Origin of the sequence: Streptomyces sp. NPDC058239 (genome assembly GCF_042882185.1) — a bacterium.
Lineage (GTDB): Bacteria > Actinomycetota > Actinomycetes > Streptomycetales > Streptomycetaceae > Streptomyces.
The window spans coordinates 83672-103642 of sequence record NZ_JBHVWS010000001.1 but is presented as its reverse complement, the minus strand read 5'-3'; the positions used below and the strand labels follow the sequence as shown (position 1 = coordinate 103642).

The following is a 19971-nucleotide window of genomic DNA, read 5'->3' as shown; positions in this document are numbered from 1 at the left end:
GGGCCCCGCCCAGGGGCCCATGTGCCCGCGCTGCCGCACCACCGGGTGGGCCGGGCTGCCGCGCCACCGGGCGCCCGCCCTGCCGGGTCATCTGGCGCCCGCTCTACTGCACCACCGGCGTGAACTGCACCGGCAGCGCCGTCAGCCCCCGCATCCAGATCGACGGACGCCAGGTCAGCGTCTCCGGCTCCACCGACAGCACCAGGTCGGGCAGCCGCTCCAGCAGCGTCTCGACCGCCGTCCGCGCCATCACGTCCGCCAGCAGCGGTGCCGGATAGGGGCAGCGGTGCTCGCCGTTGCTGAACGACAGGTGCGCGGCGTTCTCCGCGCCCACGTGCGCCTCCGGCCAGATCTGCGGATCGGTGTTGGCCGCGGCCAGCCCCAGCACCAGACAGTCGCCCGCCCGGATCTGCCGCCCGCCCAGCTGGGTGTCCCGAACGGCCCAGCGCCCGATGAAGTTCTGCGTCGGCGTGTCCAGCCACAGCGCCTCGTTGAGCGCCTCGCCCACACTGAGCCGGCCGCCCGACACGTTCACCGCGAACCGCTCGTCCGTCAGCAGCAGCCGCAGCGTGTTGCAGATCCAGTTCGCGGTCGGCTGCTGCGCCGCGGCGATCACCGAGATCAGGTCCTGGACGATCTCCTCGTCCGTCAGTCCCGCCGGATCCAGCAGCATGCGCGAGGTGACGTCCGGACCGGGGTTTTCCCGCTTGTCCTTCACCAGCTGCCGCAGCCGCTCGCCCACGCGCCCGTACGCCGCCACCGGGTCGTCGCCCTCCGCCGCGTCCAGCGAGATCCGCAGGTCCTCGACGAGCTGCTGGGTGTCCTCACCCGAGGTCGGCATCCCGCACATCTGCACCACGGCCCGCATCGGCAGGGCGTGCGCGTATCCGGTCATCAGCTCCGCCTGCCCGCTGCCCGCGAAGCCGGCGATGAGCCGGTCGGCGATCAGCTGGCAGTTGCGCGCCAGCTCGAACTGGTCGACGCCCTCCAGCGCCTGAGTGATCACTCCGGCCCGCCGCCGGTGCTCGTCGCCCTCGGTGAACAGCACCGACGGCTGGTAGCCGACGTACGGCAGCAGCGGCCAGTCCGCCGGGATGTTCTCCCACTGGTTCCAGCGCCGGGAGTCCCGCGCGAACAGCTCGTCGTGGCTGGTCACGTACGTAACCTCGGAATAGCTGAGCACCAGCCAGGCCGGGATGTCCCCGTCGAGCAGCACCGGCGCGACCGCGCCGTGCTCGCGGCGCATCGCGCGGTACAGCTGCGACGGCGTCTGCTGGTACTCGAGCCCCGCCAGGCGCACCGCGTCGGTGTGGGCGGGGCAGCCCGGCGGAGCCGGTTGCGCGGAAGAGGGGTCGGTCATGGGGTCGCCTCCTGGGCCATCGCCAGTTCGTACAGGTGGTCCACGAGGGTGACCAGCACATCCTTGCCGGACTGCCGGACCCGCGCGTCGCAGTCGAGCATCGGCACGTGCTCGGGCAGCGCGAGCGCCTGGCGGATCTCCTCCAGGGAGTACCGGTGGGTGTCGTCGTCGAACCGATTGACGGCCACCACGAACGGCGTCCTGTGGTGCTCCAGCCGGTCTATCGCGTACCAGGAGTCGTTCATCCGGCGCGTGTCCACGAGCACCACGGCACCCAGCGTTCCGGAGAACAGCCTGTCCCACAGGAACCAGAAGCGCTCCTGGCCCGGCGCGCCGAACAGGTACAGCACCATGCGTTCGTTGAGGCTGATCCGCCCGAAGTCGAACGCCACCGTCGTGGTGGTCTTCGTCGCGACCGCACTGGTCTCGTCGACGCCGACGCCGGCCTGCGTCATCACCTCCTCGGTGTTCAGCGGCCGGATCTCGCTCACCGAGCGGACCAGGGTCGTCTTGCCGACACCGAAACCGCCCACGATGACGATCTTCAGGCCGGTCTCCGCCGCGTCGGCCAGTGGCGTGCGGTGGGAGGGCGGCTCAGAGGTTGCGGAGCCCATGGAGCACCTCCTTGAGAAGGGCGGAATCGGGGAGCGAGGCGACGGACTGCGCCGCGCGCGGGTGGCGGGCGGTGATGCGGCCCATGTCGAGCAGGTCGCCGAGCAGGATCCGCACCACCGTGATGGGCAGTTTCAGCTCCGCGGCGATCTCGACGACAGCCGTGGGGTGTTGGCAAAGCTCCAGGATCCGGGCGTGCTCCGACTGCATTCCCGCCGTGGGCCGGCACTCACTGACGATCAGGGTGACCAGGTCGAAGGAGTCGTCGGTGCGGCTCCGGCCGGCCGTGACCGTGTAGAGCCGGTCGGGGTCACCGGTGTCCACGGGCTTGCGCATCACCACGTGGCACTCCCCGGGACGGGCTCTCGGGGGTCGGCGCGCAGGTGCTCGCCGATCTGCTCCACCAGATCCGTCATCTGATGGCCCACCACGCCGGGGTCGGCGTCCTCCTCGGCGAGGACGGCCAGATGCGCTCCCTCGCCGGCCTCCACGATGAACAGCAGGCCGCCGTGGAACTCGGTCATGGACTGCCGGACGCCGCCGGTGCCGTCGCCGAACTCCATGGACGCGCCTTGGGCCAGGGCCTGGATGCCGGAGCAGATCGCCGCCAGCTGGTCGCCCTGGTCGACCGTCAGGTGTTCGGTCCAGCAGAGCTTCAGGCCGTCCCGGGACAGGGCCAGAGCGTGCCGGGTGCCGGGGGTGCGCTCCAGGAGGCTCTGGAGGAGCCAGGTGAGGCTGTTGTCGGTGGTCTGCATGATGGGTGATGGGACGGTGGTGCCGGTTGACCGGTCACCGGCCCGTTCCTCCGATCTCAGGAACTCGGGCGGGAAGTGGGCGCCGACGCCCCGGGCGCCGTACGGGAAAGGGGTCGGCGGCTACGGGGCGGCCGGTGGCTCGGACTCGGGCCGGGCATCCGGCCCGGCGGTGCCGCCCGCGGCCCGGCGCCCGCGGTGGAAGGCGCCGAACCGTGCGCCCGCGTCGCGTGCCGGGCGCTGCTCCGGTCGGTCTCCGTCCGCCGTCCCGGACGCGGCCCCGGATGTCGCCTCGGACGCCGACCGGCGTTGCTCGCGCTCCCGCTCCGCCTCGGCCATGGTGCGGCCGGGGGCGCGGACGGGCAGGCCGTTCAGCGTGGAGCCGGTGGCGCGCCGGGGCTGTTCCTGCTCGGGCAGCTCCGGCCGGGCGGCGGGCCGCTCCGGGACGCCGGGGCGCGAGGTGGGCTCGGGCGCCGGGGCGGGCGAGGCGGCGGGGGCGGGGCCCGGCGTGGGCGCGGTCTCCGCGGCGGGGCGGCCGGCCGCCCCGCGCGACACCGACTCGCGCTGCTGAGCGAGCAGTTGCTGGGGCAGCAGGACGACGACGCCGGTGCCGCCGCGCGACGAGGGGCGGTAGTTGACGCTGATGCCGTACTTCACCGCGAGCCGTCCGACCACGGCGAGGCCGAGCCGGGTGCCCTGGAGCGAGGCGAGGTCGGTCATGTGACCGGACACCGCCTCCTCGGCGCGGCGCATGGCCGCGTCGGCCATCTTCAGGCCGCTGTCCTCGATGGTGACGACCATGCCGGCGCTGCGGTCCTCGACGTAGACGTGCACCTCGTCGATGGGCGGGGAGAAGTTCGCGGCGTTGTCCATCAGCTCGGCGAGCAGATGCATGACGCCCTCGGCGGCGAAGCCGGAGATCGCGGCGGTGGTGGAGCAGTGCAGGCGCACCCGCTGGTAGGCGGCGATTCGGCCGACGGCGCCGCGCAGGATGCTCTCCATCACGATCGGCTTGTTCCAGGCGCGGCTGGACCGGCCGCCCATGAGCAGCGCGAGCCGGTCGGTCATCAGGCCGAGCTGGGAGGTGCTGTGGTCCAGCTTCAGCAGGTCACCGAAGACCTCCTCGCCGTGTCGTTCCTGCATGTCCCGCAGGTCGGCGAGCATGCTGACGGACTTGGCCTGGACGCGGCTGAGCGCCCTGGCGGAGGCGGCCTGTGCCGCGGCGGCGCGCCGCTCGCTGTGGGCGAGTTCGCGGACGAACGACTCGGTCGGAGTGCGGACCACGGGCAGCCGCGGCAGGTCGAGTTCGGCGAGCACCGTGTCGCCGGACTGGCCCTCGCGCAGCCGGGCGACCGCGGCGGGCAGGGTCTCCTGCGCCAGCCGCTCCAGCGCGGTGGCCGCCTCGTTCAGCTCGTACTGGGCCTGCCGGCGCTCGCCGTCCAGGGCGGCCGCGTGCTGCACGCCTTCCTCGACGGCGGCGGCGAAGGTGTGCATGATCCGGCCCAGCTGCGGGTCGGACGGCGGGGGCACGCTGCCCAGCGCGTCGGCCGCGCTCGTGCCGTCCCGCAGCTGCCCGGCCACAGCCGGCAGTGTCACGTTGACCAGGTGCGCGGTCTCCGCCGACAGCTGCGTCGACTGCGCCTTGAGACGGCCGGTCTCGGAGGTCTGCGCTGCGACCATGTGCCGGGCCCGCCGGACGAGCCGGTGACTGACGAGGACGGCCGCGGCCACGCACACCCAGGCGACCGCCGCCACGGTCAGCGCCCAGGCGCGGGCGCCGGACGGCGCCAGGGCGACGGACACGCCGCCGGCCGCGGCACTCACCACCAGCACGACCAGGGGCGTGGTCGGCGAGGTGCGCGGCGTCTTCGCCGGCCGGTGCTGACTGAGCGGTGCAGGCACTGACATTCCGCGGTCCCTCGGTCCATGAGATCAGAAGAAACGGGGGCAGCCGACTCACGGCGGCCGCAGGTCGGAAAGGGGGTCGCCAAGAGGAAGGCGATCTTCCGACCGGGTACCTGCTCATGCTAGCCACACTGCCGCGCGAGAAGATCCGACTATCTGCACAGTCCGCCGGTGACCCAAGTTCGTCGTGAACCAACCGTCTGAATGTCCGTCCGTGATATGGGAGATGACATCCTTTCAGCCCGGCTGACGCATAGAGGCGGGCTGCAAATGCGTTGATGAAGTGTCAAAATTGTAAAAGTGAACGCCGTCCGCACGTCAACTCCGGGCACCAACAACCACTTTCCAGCCAACCAAGCGCAGGCCGAAGCCGAACCCACGCAACTTCCAGGGCTGTTGAAACACCCGGCGAGGGCGGCGGCCACTGAGATGAACCCCGGTCAGCGGAAGGGCGGCACGCCCCGGGCGAGGCGAGCGGCAGGCGAGTCGGGCTGTACGCCGGGTTCTGTTCCCCGGGTTCCTCGCGGAGCCCGGGGCGACGGCCATCCATCCGGTGCCGTGACCGCATTGGTTCGCCGGGTGGGATCCGGCAGGATCTCGGGCATGTTCTGACGTGGGCCGGACCCGGCCCGGCACGCGCCGTCGAGACGCCTGCCGTTGCGACTGCCAGGGTTCCGGCAGCAGCGGCAAGCGGCTGTGCCCTACGGGGTCCGCTCGTCGGTCTGTTCATGGGGTGGGATACGTGGAGCGGCGGCAGTGTCTGAACACTGCTGCCGACCGGCGGCGATCCGCACCGGGCCGTACCGGCACTCTCGCCGCTCCCGGCAGCTCAGTTGCTGTCTCTCGACGAGGCGGCCGGCCCGCCACTCGGCAGCCGGGTCGTTGCCAGTGCCGTCAGCGTCAGCAGTGCGGCGCTGATCGCCAGGCTCGTCCGGAGGCCGTCCTCGAAGCCGGTTGCGACCAAGGCACCGAACGCCGCCACGCCCAGGCCGCCGGAGACCTGGCGGGCGGCGTTCAGGACGCCCGCGGCGACACCGGCCCGGTCCGTCGGCACGGCCTCCATCATGGCCGCGGTCAGCGGCGGCAGAGCCAGGCCCGCGCCCAGGGCCAGCGGAACCAGGAGCAGGGAAGTCAGCACCGGTGGCGTGTCCGTGTCGACGAGCAGCAGGAGCAACAGGCCGCCCACCGCGAGCAGTTGACCGGTCAGCATCGGCAGCCGGGGACCGTGGCGATTGGCCAGCCTGCCCGACAGCACGTTCACCACCACGAGCAGTCCGGTCATCGGCAGGAACATCAGGCCCGCAGTCAGCGCCGACTGGTCGCGCACCTGCTGGAAGAAGAGGCTGAAGACAAAGATCATTCCGTAGAACGCGACGCTCAGCGCGGAACCGGCCGTCACCGCCACCGCCACCGTCCGGTTGCGGAACAGGCCCAGCGGGACCACCGGATGCGGGTGGTGCGACTCGATGCGGAGGAACGCGGCCAGCGACAGGACCGCCACCCCGAGCGCCACCAGGGCCAGGGTTCCGTGCTCGATCACCGCGAAGGCCAGCGCGGCCAGTGCGAGTACGGCGGTCAGCTGGCCCGGCAGGTCCAGCGGCGCGGGGCGGCGGGCCGAGCGGGGTGCGCGGGACGTCAGGGCGAGGGCGAGCAGGCCCACCGGCAGATTGATGAAGAAGATCGCCCGCCAGTCCCAGGCCGTGGTCAGCGCTCCGCCCGCGACGGGGCCCAGCGCCGCAGCCGTCGTGCCGCCCGCCGCCCACAGCGACACCGCACGACCGCGCTGCGCGGGATCGGCGTACGCCTGCCGCACCAGGGCGAGGGTCGTCGGCAGTACGACGGCGGCCGCGATGCCCTGCGTCACCCGGAAGCCGATCAGGGCCGGGAGGTTCGGGGCCAGACCGCAGGCGACCGATGCCAGCGTGAACAGGGTGATCCCGGCGGTGTACGCACGGGTCGCACCGATCCGGTCCGAGAACGCGCCCGTCGACAGCAGCAGTGCGGCGAAGGCGATCGTGTACGCGTCGACCACCCACTGCAGCCCCGCCATTCCGCCGCCGAGGTCCGAGCCCATCGACGGGAGCGCCACATTCACCACCGACGCGTCCAGCATGATCAGCGCGAAGCCGAGCAGGGAGGCCACCAGGGTCAGGGTGGGGGAGGGGGAAGGGGAGGGGCTCTGCGCGTGCCGGTCGCGGGGCAACTCGGCAGCGGAATCCGGTGCTTGAACGAGGTTCTCTGTTGGCATGTGCCAAGCCTGGCGATCGACCCCGGCATACAGTAGCGGCCTGAATGCCATACCTCCGGAGGTTCTGGCCATGCCGCCTGTGCACCGTGTCGTCGTCATCTCGACGCCGCCCGTGTCGATGTTCAACATCGCCATCCCCGAGATGCTGTTCAGCAAGGTCGAGATCGCCGGTGCCCCGGGATACGAGACGCTCTTCTGCACCGCGGAGCCCGGTCCCGTCCGCACCAGCAGCGGACTCGATGTGCACGTTCCGCACGGCCTGGACGTCATCGACACCGCGGACACCGTGATCATCGCCGGCGCCGGCTCCCGCGAGGAGCCCGATCCGCGCATCCTCGCCGCGCTCCGCCGGGCCTCCGCCGACGGCAAGCGCATCGCCTCCATCTGTACCGGCGCCTTCGCCCTCGCCGAGGCGGGCCTTCTCGACGGGCGCGCCGCCACCACGTACTGGACGTACACCGGCGAACTCGGTGACCGCTACCCCTGCGTCGATCTCCAGAAGGACGTCCTCTTCGTCCAGGACGGCACGGTCCTCACCTCGTCCGGATACGCGGCCGGGATCGACCTCTGCCTCCACATCATCCGTACCGACTACGGCGCGGCCGTCGCGAACGGCGTCGCCCGACTCACCCTCGTCGCTCCGGTACGGCCCGGTGGGCAGACGCAGTTCACCGACACCCCGCTGCCGCCCGAGCGCGGCGTCTCCTTCGCCTGCACCCGCGCCTGGGCGATGCAGCACCTCGACGAACCGCTGACCCTCACCGACCTGGCCCGCAACGCGGGCGTCTCCGTACGGACGCTCTCGCGCCGCTTCCACGCCGAGACCGGACTCAGCCCCCTCCAATGGCTGCTCCACCAGCGCATCGAGCGGGCCCGCGAACTGCTGGAGACCACCACCCTTCCCATGGACCGGGTCGCTCGCGCCAGCGGCCTCGGTACCGCGGACTCGATGCGCCAGCACATCCAGCGCCGCCTCGGCCTCACCCCGAGCGCGTACCGTGCCTCTTTCAGCAGACTGACCGTGGCGCCGGTCGCGGCGGCCACGGTCTGATCCGGCCCGGGGCGGGTTCGGGCGTAGAGCGGCGGAGGCAGGACATGCGACGTGTGGTGCGGGGCTTCTGGGGGGCCCGGAAGGAGTCGGCCGAGGCGCTGACCCGGCGATGGAAGCTCACCCTGGACCAGCTTGCCGAGATCCTTCCGGCGGGTGGCTCGGGAGCTGTGTGGACGTGGCGGCAGATCCATTCGTCCGGGCCCGCAACCGATCTCCTGCCGAACGAGGATTCCCTCCTCGCCGCTCTGCGCGCGGCCCGGGAGGCCGACGGCTGGTCGGACCGTGTCGGGTTCGGGCTGCGACTCGTCCTCGCGGGTGAGCCGGGCTGGAAGATCGAGGTCAGCGGGAACGGGGGCGGCGTCTCGGAGTTCCTCCACCAGTCGATGGTGATCGGTGTCGGATCGCCGGACGACGCCGAGATCTCCGACGGGAATCTCCTTGCTGCTGTCGCCGAGGCATGGGAGCCCGACTTCGGCGATGTCACCGACGACGATGTGCTCGACGCCCTGGAGGACGATGCGGGTTTCGTCGTCGGTGAGCCCAGCATCGGCTGGGTCGGCTATCTCTCCCCGGCACGCGCGGCCCTGCTGCCGGAGGGTATGACGGCCGGGCACAAGGAGCTCCGTGTCGGAGGCGTTCTCCTCGACATCGCTCCGCGAGGCAACGTGCAGGACGTACTGCGGGCCTACCTGCGGCTGCGCGACGCCGGTGCGCTGCAGCCGCTGCCGTGCCCGATGGACCGGGCCGTGCTGTGACCGTCCGGACCGGCGGGACGACCGGCCCCGCGCAACCGGGGAATGAGGGCGTCCGCTCCTGCGTTGTGCACGGGAGCGGAGGGTGGCTCCGCGCCGCCTGAGCTGTACGTACGAGAACACGGAGAGAAGAAGAGACATGCGCGTCGAGATCTGGAGCGACATCGCCTGCCCCTGGTGCTACATAGGGAAGGCCCGCTTCGAGAAGGGCCTGTCGGGGTTCGCCCACCGTGACGAGGTCGAGGTCGTGCACCGGTCCTTCGAGCTCGACCCCACGCATGCCAAGGGCGACACCGTGCAGGTGATCGACATGCTGGCGCAGAAGTACGGGCGCACCCGCGAAGAGGCGAAGGCCATGGAGGCGAACGTCGCGGCCAACGCGCAGGCAGAGGGGCTCGGCTACCTCACCGAGGGCCGCGACCACGGCAACACCTTCGACATCCACCGGCTGCTCCACCTGGCCAAGGCCCGAGGCCGCCAGGACGAGCTGCTGGGCCTTGCCTACCGGGCGAACTTCGCCGAGGAGCGTTCCGTCTTCGACGGTGACGTACTGGTCGAGCTGGCCGTCGAGGCCGGACTCGACGCCGCCGAGGCGCGTGCCGTCCTCGCCGACCCGGAGGCGTACGCCGCCGAGGTGCGGGCCGACGAGCGCGAGGCGTCCGAGCTCGGGGCCAACGCGGTGCCGTTCTTCGTGCTCGACCGTCGGTACGGGATCTCCGGCGGCCAGCCCGCCGAGGTCTTCGCCCAGGCGCTCGAACAGGCGTGGAAGGACCGGCCGCTGACCGCGATCGGCGGAGACGCCGCGGCGTGCGATGCCGATGGTGCCTGCGAGGTCCCGCAGACCGGCAGCAACGCCTGAGCGCGCAGGCCGACGCCGTCGCCCGACACCTCGCTCAGCTGCATACATAAGCATTGCTTGGGTGCACCCCTTGACTCTTTGTAATTGACGATGAGTCAAGGGGGCTTCAGGCTGGGCCCATGGAGACTACTTCGCTCAGCCGTGCGATGGACGACGAGTTCGCGCCGGAGACCGCCTACCTCAACACCTCCACCTGTGGGCTGCTCCCCCGGCGCACCGTGGACGCGGTGAAGGCGCTCGCCGAGGCGATCGCCACGGGTCGCAGGGCCGGCTCCGGCGACTTCGAGGCGGTGGACGCGGCCCGGGCCGGCTTCGCCCGTCTCGCCGGTGTCGACGCCGACCGGGTCGCCACCGGCAGCTCGGTCTCCGTACACGTCGGGCTGATCGCGGCCTCGCTGCCGGCGGGGGCCGAAGTCCTGGCGCCCGAAGGGGAGTTCAGCTCCGTCGTCAGCCCGTTCGCGGTCCGTGGCGATCTCAGGATGCGCTACGTCCCGCTGGACGGACTGGCCGACGCGGTACGGCCCGGCACCGATCTCGTCGCCTTCTCCTCCGTGCAGTCCGCCGATGGCCGGATCGCCGATCTGGACGCGGTACGTGCGGCGGCCGCCGCCCACGGCGCCCGGACGCTGCTCGACGCCACCCAGTCGGCCGGCTGGCTGCCGCTGGACGCCGGGGCGTACGACTACACCGTCACCGGCGGCTTCAAATTCCTGCTCTGCCCGCGGGGTGCGTCGTTCCTCACCGTCACCGAGGAGGCGCAGCGCACCCTGCCGACCGTCTTCGCCGCGTGGGTCGCCTCCGATGCCCCCTGGAACAGTACGTACGGCCCGGTCGAGCGGCTCTCCCCGACCGCCCGGCGCTACGACGAACCGCCGGCCTTCCTCTCGTACCACGGCGCCGAGCACTCCCTCGCGCTGCTCGGCGAGGTCGGCATCGACGCCGTCCACGCCCACGCCACCGGGCTCGCCGCCCGCATGCGGGCCGGGCTGGCGGGGCTGGGGCACGAGGCGGTGCCGGGGGAGTCGGCGATCGTGGCCGTGCCCGGACTCGGCGGGCGGGAGCCGGAGCTGGCGCGGGCCGGGGTGATGGTCTCGAACCGGGCGGGGAGTCTGCGCGCGGCCTTCCACCTGTACAACACGGAGGCCGATGTGGACCGTGTCCTGGACGTGCTCTCCGGCTGAACCCGCCCGGATCCGCGTGGACCCGCCAGGACACCGGGGGATCAGCGGCGCTCGGGACAGTCCTCGGTCTCGTGGCAGAGGTTCTCCTCGACCTTGGCGAGCAGCCGGGCCAGCTCCTTGCGTTCGGCCGGGTCCAGCCCGGCGAGGGTGTGCTCCTCCAGATTCGTCCAGGCCCGCTCGACGTCGGAGTGCAACGCGCAACTGCCGTCGGTGGCCTCGACCAGGACGGCCCGGCGGTCGTCCGGGTCGGGGCAGCGGCGGACGTGCCCGGTCTGTTCGAGGCGCTGGAGCATCTTGGTGACGGTGGAGGGGTCGAGGTCGACGGCCTTGATCAGCTCGGACTGGCGCACCGCACCCGCGTCCCACAGGTACATCATCAGGAACTCCTGGCCGGGGTAGAGCCCGAGCCCCTTGAGCAGCTTGCCCGCGGCGATCCGGTGCAGCCGGGCGACCCGCGAGACGGCATGGCTGACGGGGCCGCCGCGGGCGGCGCTCGGCAGCTCGGTACAGGCGGGATCGGCCTTCATCGGGACTCCTCGGGGTGGTGCCGGGCGGCGCTCCCGGCAGGTCGGGAGGTTAGCGCGTCGCTTTCTGTGAACTTTACCTTGGTCGGCCAAGTAATGGACTACAGTGGCGCAGTACCAAGATGATTGGCCGACCACATAATTTTCTCGGGAGCCCCCATGACCACCGCATTCGACCCCATCGACCTGTCCGGTACCCAGCTCGCCAATCGCATCGCGATGGCCCCGATGACCCGCAGCCGGGCCGGTGAGGGCGGCACCGCCACGGATCTCGTCGCCGAGTACTACGCCCAGCGCGCCTCTGCGGGCCTCATCATCACGGAGGGCATCCAGCCGTCGGCGGTGGGCCAGGGCTATCCCTCCACTCCTGGGCTGCACAGCGCGGAGCAGGTCGCGTCCTGGCGCAAGGTCACCGACGCGGTACACGCGGCGGGCGGCCGGATCTTCGCCCAGCTCATGCACGCCGGCCGGATCGGTCACCCGGACCTGCTGCCGGACGGACTGACCCCGGTCAGCGCATCCCCGGTCAAGCCCGCCGGTCAGCTCTACACCGGCGCGGGACTGGAGGACTTCACCACGCCGCGTGAACTGACCGGCGACGAAGTCCGGCAGACCATAGCCGACTTCGCGGCGGCCGCCCGCAACGCGGTCGACGCCGGCTTCGACGGGGTCGAGCTGCACGGCGCCAACGGCTACCTCATCCACCAGTTCCTCGCGCCCAGCACCAACCTGCGTAACGACGAGTGGGGCGGCTCCGAGGAGGCGCGTATCCGGTTCGCCGTCGAGGTGGTCAAGGCCGTCGCCGCCGAGATCGGTGCGGAGCGGACCGGGCTGCGCATCTCGCCCGGAAACGTGTACAACGACATCGACGAGCCCGCGCCGGACGCCGTCTACACCGCGCTGGTACGGGAGATCGAGCCGCTCGGCCTCGCCTATCTGCATGTCCTGGAGGCGGTGGAAATCCGCGAGCTGACCCTCGCGCTGCGCAAGCAGTTCTCCGGCACCTTCATCGTCAACCTGCTGACGGACGGGCCGACCGGACCGGAGGACCACTCGGTGATCGATGACGGGATCGCCGACATCATCTCGTACGGCGCGCTGTTCATCGCCAACCCGGACCTGCCGGCCCGGCTGAAGGCCGGCGGCCCGTTCAACACCCCGGACCCGTCGACCTTCTTCGGCGGGGACGCGAAGGGGTACGTCGACTACCCGGCACTGGACACCGTCCGGCCCTGAGGCCGTGAGGGTCACAGGGCGGCCGGCCGGGCCGCGGACACGGCCTGGGACCGGGCGTCCCCGAGGAGGTCCAGCACATCCTTCTGAAGGCTCAGGAGGTCGGTCACCACCCAGAGCCCCTCGCCCGGCCGAGGATCGGCACCGCGCGGCGGGCGGGGGTTCTGTGCCTCGACGGCCAGTACCTGGTCGGCGGGGCCGGGCAGGTGGGCCAGGCCCACGACAGGCTGTTTCACAGCACCGATTCCGGCAGCACCCCCAGGGCGGGAGCCCGCGCCCGTCCGGGCTCCCGTTACTCCCGGCCGGCCCCGTCCAGCGGCGCGCTGTGCCACTTCCACGAGGTGACCCGCGGATGACCGGGCAGCCCGGCGCGGCCGGTCGACCAGAGCAGGACGGCCCACCGGTCGGTGTCCTTCGGGGCGTCCGGGAACAGCCGGGCCAGCACCCGGTCGCAGAGATCGGCGGGCGGAGCCCAGGGGACATCCAGGCTCGCGGCGAGGTCATGCACGTGCACCAGGGTCTCCACGATGCCCATGGCGGCGAAGCCCTCCGGGTCGGACACCCCGTAGGAGTGGTACGAGCGGACCTCGGGCGAGGCCGTCCGTACCATCGCCGCGAGCAGCGCGCCGCTCGCCTCCAGCGTCTGGAGCAGTCCGGAGGGTCCGGCCGACCGGTCCGCGAAGATCGCGTTCGCCGGACCGCCCTCGTGATCGGCGCTCCAGCGGTACGGAACGTATGTCTCCAGCGGCGGTTGCCGCGGGCCCAGCTGTGCCGCGTAGGAGAAGAGATCGTCGCTCAGATGCTCCGTGGTCTCCCAGCAGTCCCACTCCAACGACCCGGCCGGGACCAGCCAGTCGTCCACCGAGGACTCCCGGAGCGTGTCGACCGCGAGGCGGACCGCGGTGGTCACGTCGTCCGCCGTGACCGGCAGCCGGGTCCCGGTCAGCGCAGCCCGTTCCGCCGCACTGCACTCGACACAGAACTCATTGCCCTCCGGATCGGCGAGTGTCGCCCAGCCCCGCCCGTTCGGCCTGCGGTGGTCGGCCACGAGGGTGGCGCCCAGGCCGAGCAGCCGCTCCACCTCTTCGTCGCGGGTGCGGTCCTGCGGCTGAATGTCCAGGTGCAGACGGTTCTTGGTGCTCTTCGGCTCCGGCACCGAGATGAACAGCAGCGCGGCACCGGGGGCCTCGACGAGTGCTTCGAGATCGCCGGGGGCGTCCTCGTCGGAGAGCGGGGCGCCGAGTACCCCGGACCAGAATCCGGCGAGCTCGTAGGCGTCGGCGCAGTCGATCGTGATGTGACGTACCAGTGAAGTCATGGGCCACACTGTCGCCGCTCACGGCCGTCACGGTCCACCGGGTTCGGAGAGGGGGTGGGACGACGGATGTCGCCCCACCCCTGCCCGGTTCAGCTCGCCGGCACGTCACTTCACCGGTGTGAAGTCCCGCGCCCCGATGAACTCCGGACGCCGCGCCGGTGCCGCGAACGGCTCCTCGGCGGCGTTCTCCACACTGTTGAAGACGATGAAGACATTGCTGCGCGGGTACGGGGTGATGTTGTCCCCCGAGCCGTGCATACAGTTGCAGTCGAACCAGGTCGCCGAACCCGCCCTGCCCGTGAAGAGCTTGATGCCGTGCCGGTCGGCCAGTTTCGTCAGCGCCTCGTCGGACGGTGTGCCGGCGTCCTGCATCTTCAGGGACTTCTTGTAGTTGTCCCTCGGTGTCTCGCCCGCACAGCCGAGGAACGACTTGTGCGAACCGGGCATGATCATCAGCCCGCCGTTGGTGTCGTGGTTCTCGGTCAGCGCGATCGACACGGACACGGCCCGCATGTTCGGCAGACCGTCCTCGGCGTGCCAGGTCTCGAAGTCCGAGTGCCAGTAGAACCCCGAAGCGCCGAAGCCCGGCTTGACGTTGATCCGGGACTGGTGGACGTACACGTCCGAACCGAGGATCTGACGGGCCCGGCCCACCACGCGCTCATCGCTGACCAGCCGGGCGAAGACCTCGCTGATCCGGTGGACCTCGAAGACCGACCGTACCTTTTGCGACTTCGGTTCTATGATCGAGCGCTCGTCGGCCCGCACCGCCGGATCGGTGATCAGCCGGTCCAGTTCGGCGTGGTGGACGGCGACCTCGTCCGGAGTGATCAGCTGGTCCACGCCGAGGAAGCCGTCGCGCTCGAAGCCCTGCAGCTCCTTCACGGCGACCGGCCCCGGGGCGCCGGGAGCGGACCAGATGACCGGGTCCTGACGGGGCGTGATCATCTCGGCTGCGCCGCGTGTGGGGTACAGATCGGCACGTACATCGGTGGTCATGGTTCAGCCCTCCTCGGTCAACAGCGGGTAGACACCGTTCTCGTCGTGCTCCTCCCGTCCGGTGACCGGAGGGTTGAAGACGCAGACACAGCGGAAGTCGGTCTTCGGCCGCATGGTGTGGTGCTCATGGCCGTTCAGCAGGTACATCGTGCCGGGGGTGATCCAGTGCTTCTCGCCGGTCTCGTCATTGGTGAGCTCGGCCTCGCCCTCGACACACAGGACGGCCTCGATGTGGTTCGCGTACCACATCGATGTCTCGGTGCCCGCGTACATCGTGGTCTCGTGGAGCGAGAAGCCCACCTTCTCCTGTGCGAGCACGATGCGCTTGCTCTCCCAGGTTCCGGAAGCGGCCTTCACATGCCGGTCGGTGTTCTCGATGTCACTGAACGATCGGACGATCACGGTGGGTCGGTGCCTTTCTCTCTGCGGCGGTGCTTCTCTTCGGACCCGCGTCGGGGGCGGGTCCGGGATCAGGCGGTCTCGCGGACTGCGCGGGCCAGGGTCCGCAAGCCCTCGTCCAACTCCTCGGGGGTGACGGTCAGCGGCGGCAGCAGCTTCACGACCTCGCTCTGCGGACCGGACGTCTCGACCAGGAGGCCCAGCTCGAAGGCGCGGGCGCAGACCGCGACGGCACGCGACTTGTCGGTGAACTCCATGCCCCAGACCAGGCCGCGGCCCCGGAACTGCGCACCGAGCCGGGCGTGTTCGGCGCAGATCGCAAGGAGCGCCTGCTCGATCTGCTCGCCCCGGGCCAGGGTCTGCTTCTCCATCTGTCCGTCCGCCCAGTAGGCGTCCAGCGCGGCGGCGGCCGTGACGAACGCCGGGTTGTTGCCGCGGAAGGTGCCGTTGTGCTCGCCCGGCCCCCAGATGTCCAGCTCCGCTTTGAACAGGCAGAGCGACATGGGCAGTCCGTAGCCGCTGATGGACTTGGACAGGGTGACGATGTCGGGGGTGATGCCGGCCTCCTCGAACGAGAAGAACGCCCCCGTGCGTCCGCAGCCCATCTGGATGTCGTCGACGATCAGGAGCATGTCGCGGCGGTGGCACAGGTCGGAGAGCGCCCGCAGCCACTCGGGGCGCGCCACATTGATGCCGCCCTCGCCCTGCACCGTCTCGACGATCACGGCGGCGGGCTGGTTGAGACCGGAGCCCTGGTCCTCCAGGAGCCGCTCGAACCAGAGGAAGTCGGGTACCCGGCCGTCGAGGTAGTTGTCGAACGGCATCGGGGTGCCGTGCACCAGCGGGATACCGGCCCCGGCCCGCTTGAAGGCGTTGCCGGTGACGGCGAGCGAGCCCAGCGACATGCCGTGGAAGGCGTTGGTGAACGAGACGATCGACTCGCGCCCCTTCACCTTACGGGCCAGCTTCAGCGCCGCCTCGACCGCGTTGGTGCCGGTCGGGCCGGGGAACATCACCTTGTACGGGAGATCACGCGGGCGCAGCACGTTGTTCTGGAAGGACTCCAGGAAGGCGCGTTTTGCGGTGGTGGCCATGTCGAGGCCGTGGGTGATGCCGTCGCGCTCGATGTAGTCGATCAGCGCGCGTTTCAGTACCGGGTTGTTGTGGCCGTAGTTGAGAGATCCGGCGCCGGCGAAGAAGTCGAGGTAGGTGTGGCCGTCCTCGTCGGTCAGACGGGCGCCCTGCGCATGGTCGAACACTGCGGGCCAACTGCGGCAGTAGCTCCGTACCTCCGACTCCAGGGTCTCGAAGACACTCAGCGCGGGCGGGGTGATGGTCACAGGGAATCTCCTGCTTGAGGGGGGTGTGACAGGCGGCGGTGTGCTCAGGCGTGGAACGGGCCGAGGCGCTCGGACGTGGAACGGGCCGAGGCGTTCAGACGTGGAACGGGCCGATGCGGTACAGCACTTCCGACAGATGCGTTCCCTCGGGGAACAGCTCGCCGTCGAAGAGCACTTCACGCTCCAGGGCCACGTCGTGGCGCTGCGCGTAAGAGGTGAACAGCCGGTCCGACGCGGTGTTGTCCGGGGTGATGGTCGTCTCGACCGAGGCCAGGCCCTGCGAGGCTGCGACCCGCGAGGTCAGCGCGTCCAGCAGCTTTCCCGCCAGTCCGGTCCCGCGGTGGCCGTGGTCGACGGCCACCTGCCAGACGACGAGTGTCTCGGGGCGGTCCGGCCGGAGGTATCCCGTCACGAAGGCAACGGGCCCGCCGGTCTCGTCGCGGGCGACCACGGAGGTGGCCGCGAAGTCACGGCACCACAGCAGGTAGCTGTACGAGGAGTTGAGGTCCAGGACCTCGGAGTCGCGGGCGATGCGCCAGATCGCGGCTCCGTCCTCCACTCGTGGGGTGTCGATGGTGAGGAATTCGCTTCGGGCACTTGCAAATTCTGCTGGTGCGGCGGTCATGCGAATTGAATTTACCCAGCAAATTCTGAAATTGCATCGACGTGAGGGGTTGGGTGGCGTGATCCTCTGTGTTATCACGCGGGCGCGTGCACCGGCGCGATCCGGCTGTGCTTTCTTACGTTTTGGGTGCTATTTATCCGGCATAACGGCTGCGATGTGGAGTCGGTCACAAGGTCGTAACTCTCGGGTGACGCAACGGAATTGTGTGGATCGGGCTCCTGGAAACTCGGGTGTTTAGGGTCCGGGAAAGCGGGCAGAAGAATGCGGGGAGCTGCTCTGAATAAAGCAGCTCCCCGCATTTATGGAATATTGACGTTCCGGTGTGGATCTACTCGCTCGGCCAGGTTTCCGAAACGGCTTTGCGGGCAGCTTCGAAGTCGACCTGCCGGCCCGAATCGGCCAGCGCCGCCCCCAGAGCCGCGAGCGAGGACCGGACCGCGCCCCGCGTCGCGTCCACACCGTAGTGATTGACCCGGATCATCTCCTTGGACAGCGCACCGCCGCCCGCGATCAGCGGCAGCGACGGGTCGGCCGCGAGTGCCCGCGCGACCAGTCCGGAGGCGTCGACGCCCGCCGGGGCGCGCAGCGTCGTCGCGACGGGCGCCGCGTCCTTCGCCTCGTGCACATACGGCGACAGACCGCCGCCGAGCGCCGCCGCACCCGCACGGGTCGCCGCGGCGGCCGCGGCGTGCCGGGCCATCAGCGCGTCCAGGCCCTCGGCCTCGATCCGCTCCACGCAGGCCTCCAGAGCCAGCATCTCCAGCTGGGCGGGGGCGTGCAGCAGTGCCTTGCGACCGCCGTCGATCCAGCGCTCCTTCCAGTCCAGGAGGGAGAGGTACGAGCGGCGCGGGGCCTGGGGGTTGGCGGCGATCCGCTCCCAGGCCCGCCGGCTCACCGACACCGCCGACACCCCGGCAGGGCCGCCCATCGCCTTCTGCGCGCCGATCACACAGAGGTCGACGCCCCACAGGTCCGGCAGCAGTGGCTCGGCGCCCACCGAGGCGACGGCGTCCAGCATGAACAGCGCCCCGTGCGAGCGGACCACCTCGCCGATCTCGGCGACCGGATTGGTGTTGCCCGTCGCCGCCTCGGCGTGGACCAGGGAGACGAAGTCGATCTCCGGGTGCTCGGCCAGCGCCCGTGCGACCTGGTCGGCGGTGACCGCCGTGTGGAACGGAACCGCCAGATCGACGACATTGGCACCGCAGTCCCGCAGCCAGTTCCCGAAGGTCTGTCCGTACGGCCCCGTGACGACGTTCAGCGCGGTCGAGCCGGGCCGGGCGCCGCCCCGGATGCAGCCTTCGAGGGGGAGCAGCGCCTCGCCCTGCATGATGACGACGTCCTGCTCGGTGGCGAGGAGGCCGGCCACCCGCTTCTCGATGGCCGCGAAATGCGCGGCGGTGAGCGGGGCGAGGTCGAGGAAGGGGTGCGTCACGGTGGTGCTCTCTTCGGATCGGGTCGGTGGGCCGCGGTGCTGCGTACGGACAGTGCTTCCGTCGAAGCGTACCCAGGGCGCCGGGCGGTGCCTCGTACAGTGCTGCTCATGAGTGATCACAAGGCACCGCAGGTGCTGCACGTGAAGGGGCGGGTGCTCGTCGGACCGCAGGACGTCCGCGACGAGCTCTGGGTCGTCGACGGACGGATCTCGTACGGGAGGCCGGCCGGCGCGGACGAGGCGGTGACCGTCACCGGCTGGGCGCTGCCGGGGCTGGTCGACGCCCACTGTCACGTCGGGCTCGATCATCACGGTGCCGTCGACGCCGCGACCAGCGAGAAGCAGGCCGTCGCGGACCGGGAGGCGGGCGCGCTGCTGCTGCGGGACGCGGGTTCACCGGCCGACACCCGGTGGATCGACGACCGCGAGGACCTGCCGAAGATCATCAGGGCCGGCCGCCATATCGCCAGGCCCCGCAGATACACCCGGAACTACGCCTACGAGATCGAGCCGGACGAGCTGGTCGCCTATGTCGCGCAGGAGGCGCGCCGCGGCGACGGCTGGGTGAAGCTGGTCGGCGACTGGATCGACCGGGAGGTGGGCGATCTGACCGCCTGCTGGCCGCGCGAGGCGGTCGAGGCGGCCATCGCCGAGGCGCACCGGCTCGGCGCCCGGGTCACCGCGCACTGCTTCGCCGAGGACTCGCTGCGCGATCTCGTCGAGGCCGGCATCGACTGCATCGAGCACGCCACCGGGCTGACCGAGGACACCATTCCGCTCTTCGCCGAGCGCGGTGTCGCGATCGTCCCCACGCTGGTCAACATCGCCACGTTCCCCTCGCTCGCGGCGGGCGGCGACGCCAAGTTCCCCCGCTGGTCGGCCCATATGCGACGGCTGCACGAGCGGCGTTACGACACCGTTGGCGCCGCGTACGACGCCGGGGTCCCGGTCTTCGTCGGCACCGACGCGGGCGGGGTGCTCGCCCACGGGCTGGTGGCGGACGAGGTCGCCGAGCTGGTGAAGGCGGGCATCCCGGCCCTGGACGCGCTGTCCGCGACGACCTGGGGTGCGCGTCGGTGGCTCGGCCGGCCGGTGCTGGAGGAGGGCGCACCGGCGGACCTGGTGGTGTACGACGAGGACCCGCGGGCCGACGTACGGGTGCTGGCGGCGCCGCGACGCGTGGTGCTGAACGGACGGGTGATCGGCTGAGGGGCGGCTCATGGAGCCGCCTCCGACCGGGGTGTGCCGTGTTGACAGGCGGTTACCGAATCCCTGCCGTGTCGTTGAAGCACCCTTGCGCGCACCCCGGCGCAGTCGGCCTCCGCACCGTCCGCGCTCAGTGGATCGGGTGACTCCGAGGAACGAACGTACCGAGATA

Annotated in this window: 20 protein-coding genes; 6 read left to right on the top strand and 14 right to left on the bottom strand. The window is 70.8% G+C overall.

The features are described from left to right. Positions 1-103 precede the first annotated feature (103 nt). The 6 genes from ACFVYE_RS00500 to ACFVYE_RS00475 form a co-directional block, all read right to left on the bottom strand. On the bottom strand, positions 104-1360 hold the full coding sequence (locus ACFVYE_RS00500) for a cytochrome P450 (RefSeq protein WP_383959590.1): 1257 nt from the start codon (positions 1358-1360) through the stop codon (positions 104-106). Then, positions 1357-1974 (bottom strand): ATP/GTP-binding protein, encoded by a 618-nt coding sequence (locus ACFVYE_RS00495; protein ID WP_383959588.1) that lies wholly within the window; start codon positions 1972-1974, stop codon positions 1357-1359. Before ACFVYE_RS00495 ends, ACFVYE_RS00500 begins: the two co-directional genes overlap by 4 nt. Then, positions 1955-2311 carry a DUF742 domain-containing protein gene (locus ACFVYE_RS00490; protein ID WP_383959631.1) on the bottom strand — a complete coding sequence of 119 codons (357 nt, stop codon included), beginning with the start codon at positions 2309-2311 and terminating at the stop codon, positions 1955-1957. The genes ACFVYE_RS00495 and ACFVYE_RS00490 overlap by 20 nt, the downstream gene beginning before the upstream one ends. Continuing rightward, positions 2308-2727 carry a roadblock/LC7 domain-containing protein gene (locus ACFVYE_RS00485; RefSeq protein WP_383959586.1) on the bottom strand — a complete coding sequence of 140 codons (420 nt, stop codon included), beginning with the start codon at positions 2725-2727 and terminating at the stop codon, positions 2308-2310. The genes ACFVYE_RS00490 and ACFVYE_RS00485 overlap by 4 nt, the downstream gene beginning before the upstream one ends. Before the next feature lie 120 nt (positions 2728-2847). After that, positions 2848-4632 carry an ATP-binding protein gene (locus ACFVYE_RS00480; RefSeq protein WP_383959584.1) on the bottom strand — a complete coding sequence of 595 codons (1785 nt, stop codon included), beginning with the start codon at positions 4630-4632 and terminating at the stop codon, positions 2848-2850. An 826-nt stretch (positions 4633-5458) separates the two neighbouring features. After that, on the bottom strand, positions 5459-6877 hold the full coding sequence (locus ACFVYE_RS00475; RefSeq protein ID WP_389603393.1) for an MFS transporter: 1419 nt from the start codon (positions 6875-6877) through the stop codon (positions 5459-5461). A gap of 70 nt (positions 6878-6947) precedes the next feature. Here ACFVYE_RS00475 and ACFVYE_RS00470 point away from each other — a divergent pair, with 70 nt between their 5' ends. The 4 genes from ACFVYE_RS00470 to ACFVYE_RS00455 all read left to right on the top strand — a co-directional run bounded on the left by ACFVYE_RS00470 (position 6948) and on the right by ACFVYE_RS00455 (position 10720). Next, on the top strand, positions 6948-7928 hold the full coding sequence (locus ACFVYE_RS00470) for a GlxA family transcriptional regulator (protein WP_383959580.1): 981 nt from the start codon (positions 6948-6950) through the stop codon (positions 7926-7928). Positions 7929-7972: 44 nt separating this feature from the next. Next, complete coding sequence (locus tag ACFVYE_RS00465; protein WP_389603390.1) at positions 7973-8683, top strand: Imm52 family immunity protein; 711 nt, start codon at positions 7973-7975, stop codon at positions 8681-8683. Between the two features lie 136 nt (positions 8684-8819). After that, complete coding sequence (locus ACFVYE_RS00460; protein ID WP_383959576.1) at positions 8820-9539, top strand: DsbA family oxidoreductase; 720 nt, start codon at positions 8820-8822, stop codon at positions 9537-9539. A 119-nt stretch (positions 9540-9658) separates the two neighbouring features. Next, positions 9659-10720, top strand: a complete 1062-nt coding sequence (locus tag ACFVYE_RS00455) for an aminotransferase class V-fold PLP-dependent enzyme (RefSeq protein WP_383959574.1) — start codon at positions 9659-9661, stop codon at positions 10718-10720. Positions 10721-10761: 41 nt separating this feature from the next. On the opposite strand, the gene ACFVYE_RS00450 is transcribed toward ACFVYE_RS00455, so the two are convergent. Beyond that, complete coding sequence (locus tag ACFVYE_RS00450) at positions 10762-11247, bottom strand: MarR family winged helix-turn-helix transcriptional regulator (protein WP_383959572.1); 486 nt, start codon at positions 11245-11247, stop codon at positions 10762-10764. A 156-nt stretch (positions 11248-11403) separates the two neighbouring features. On the opposite strand from ACFVYE_RS00450, the gene ACFVYE_RS00445 reads away from it, so the two are divergent. Then, positions 11404-12480 (top strand): alkene reductase, encoded by a 1077-nt coding sequence (locus ACFVYE_RS00445; protein WP_383959570.1) that lies wholly within the window; start codon positions 11404-11406, stop codon positions 12478-12480. A gap of 11 nt (positions 12481-12491) precedes the next feature. Here ACFVYE_RS00445 and ACFVYE_RS00440 read toward each other — a convergent pair whose 3' ends face one another. The 7 genes from ACFVYE_RS00440 to ACFVYE_RS00410 form a co-directional block, all read right to left on the bottom strand. Continuing rightward, positions 12492-12713 (bottom strand): hypothetical protein, encoded by a 222-nt coding sequence (locus ACFVYE_RS00440; protein WP_389603387.1) that lies wholly within the window; start codon positions 12711-12713, stop codon positions 12492-12494. 56 nt (positions 12714-12769) lie between these two features. Beyond that, the gene (locus ACFVYE_RS00435) at positions 12770-13795 is read right to left on the bottom strand and encodes a VOC family protein (RefSeq protein WP_383959566.1); all 1026 of its coding nucleotides are present in this window, start codon (positions 13793-13795) and stop codon (positions 12770-12772) included. A 105-nt stretch (positions 13796-13900) separates the two neighbouring features. Further along, positions 13901-14794, bottom strand: a complete 894-nt coding sequence (gene thpD / locus ACFVYE_RS00430; protein ID WP_383959564.1) for an ectoine hydroxylase — start codon at positions 14792-14794, stop codon at positions 13901-13903. 3 nt (positions 14795-14797) lie between these two features. Continuing rightward, positions 14798-15196, bottom strand: a complete 399-nt coding sequence (locus ACFVYE_RS00425) for an ectoine synthase (protein ID WP_093539722.1) — start codon at positions 15194-15196, stop codon at positions 14798-14800. A gap of 68 nt (positions 15197-15264) precedes the next feature. Next, on the bottom strand, positions 15265-16533 hold the full coding sequence (gene ectB / locus ACFVYE_RS00420; RefSeq protein WP_383959561.1) for a diaminobutyrate--2-oxoglutarate transaminase: 1269 nt from the start codon (positions 16531-16533) through the stop codon (positions 15265-15267). Positions 16534-16627: 94 nt separating this feature from the next. Next, positions 16628-17092: a diaminobutyrate acetyltransferase gene (ectA, locus tag ACFVYE_RS00415; protein ID WP_383959629.1), complete on the bottom strand. Its 465-nt coding sequence runs from the start codon at positions 17090-17092 to the stop codon at positions 16628-16630. A gap of 394 nt (positions 17093-17486) precedes the next feature. Then, on the bottom strand, positions 17487-18593 hold the full coding sequence (locus ACFVYE_RS00410; protein ID WP_383959559.1) for a pyridoxal-phosphate-dependent aminotransferase family protein: 1107 nt from the start codon (positions 18591-18593) through the stop codon (positions 17487-17489). 132 nt (positions 18594-18725) lie between these two features. On the opposite strand from ACFVYE_RS00410, the gene ACFVYE_RS00405 reads away from it, so the two are divergent. Further along, positions 18726-19802 (top strand): amidohydrolase family protein, encoded by a 1077-nt coding sequence (locus ACFVYE_RS00405; RefSeq protein WP_389603706.1) that lies wholly within the window; start codon positions 18726-18728, stop codon positions 19800-19802. Positions 19803-19971 lie beyond the last annotated feature (169 nt).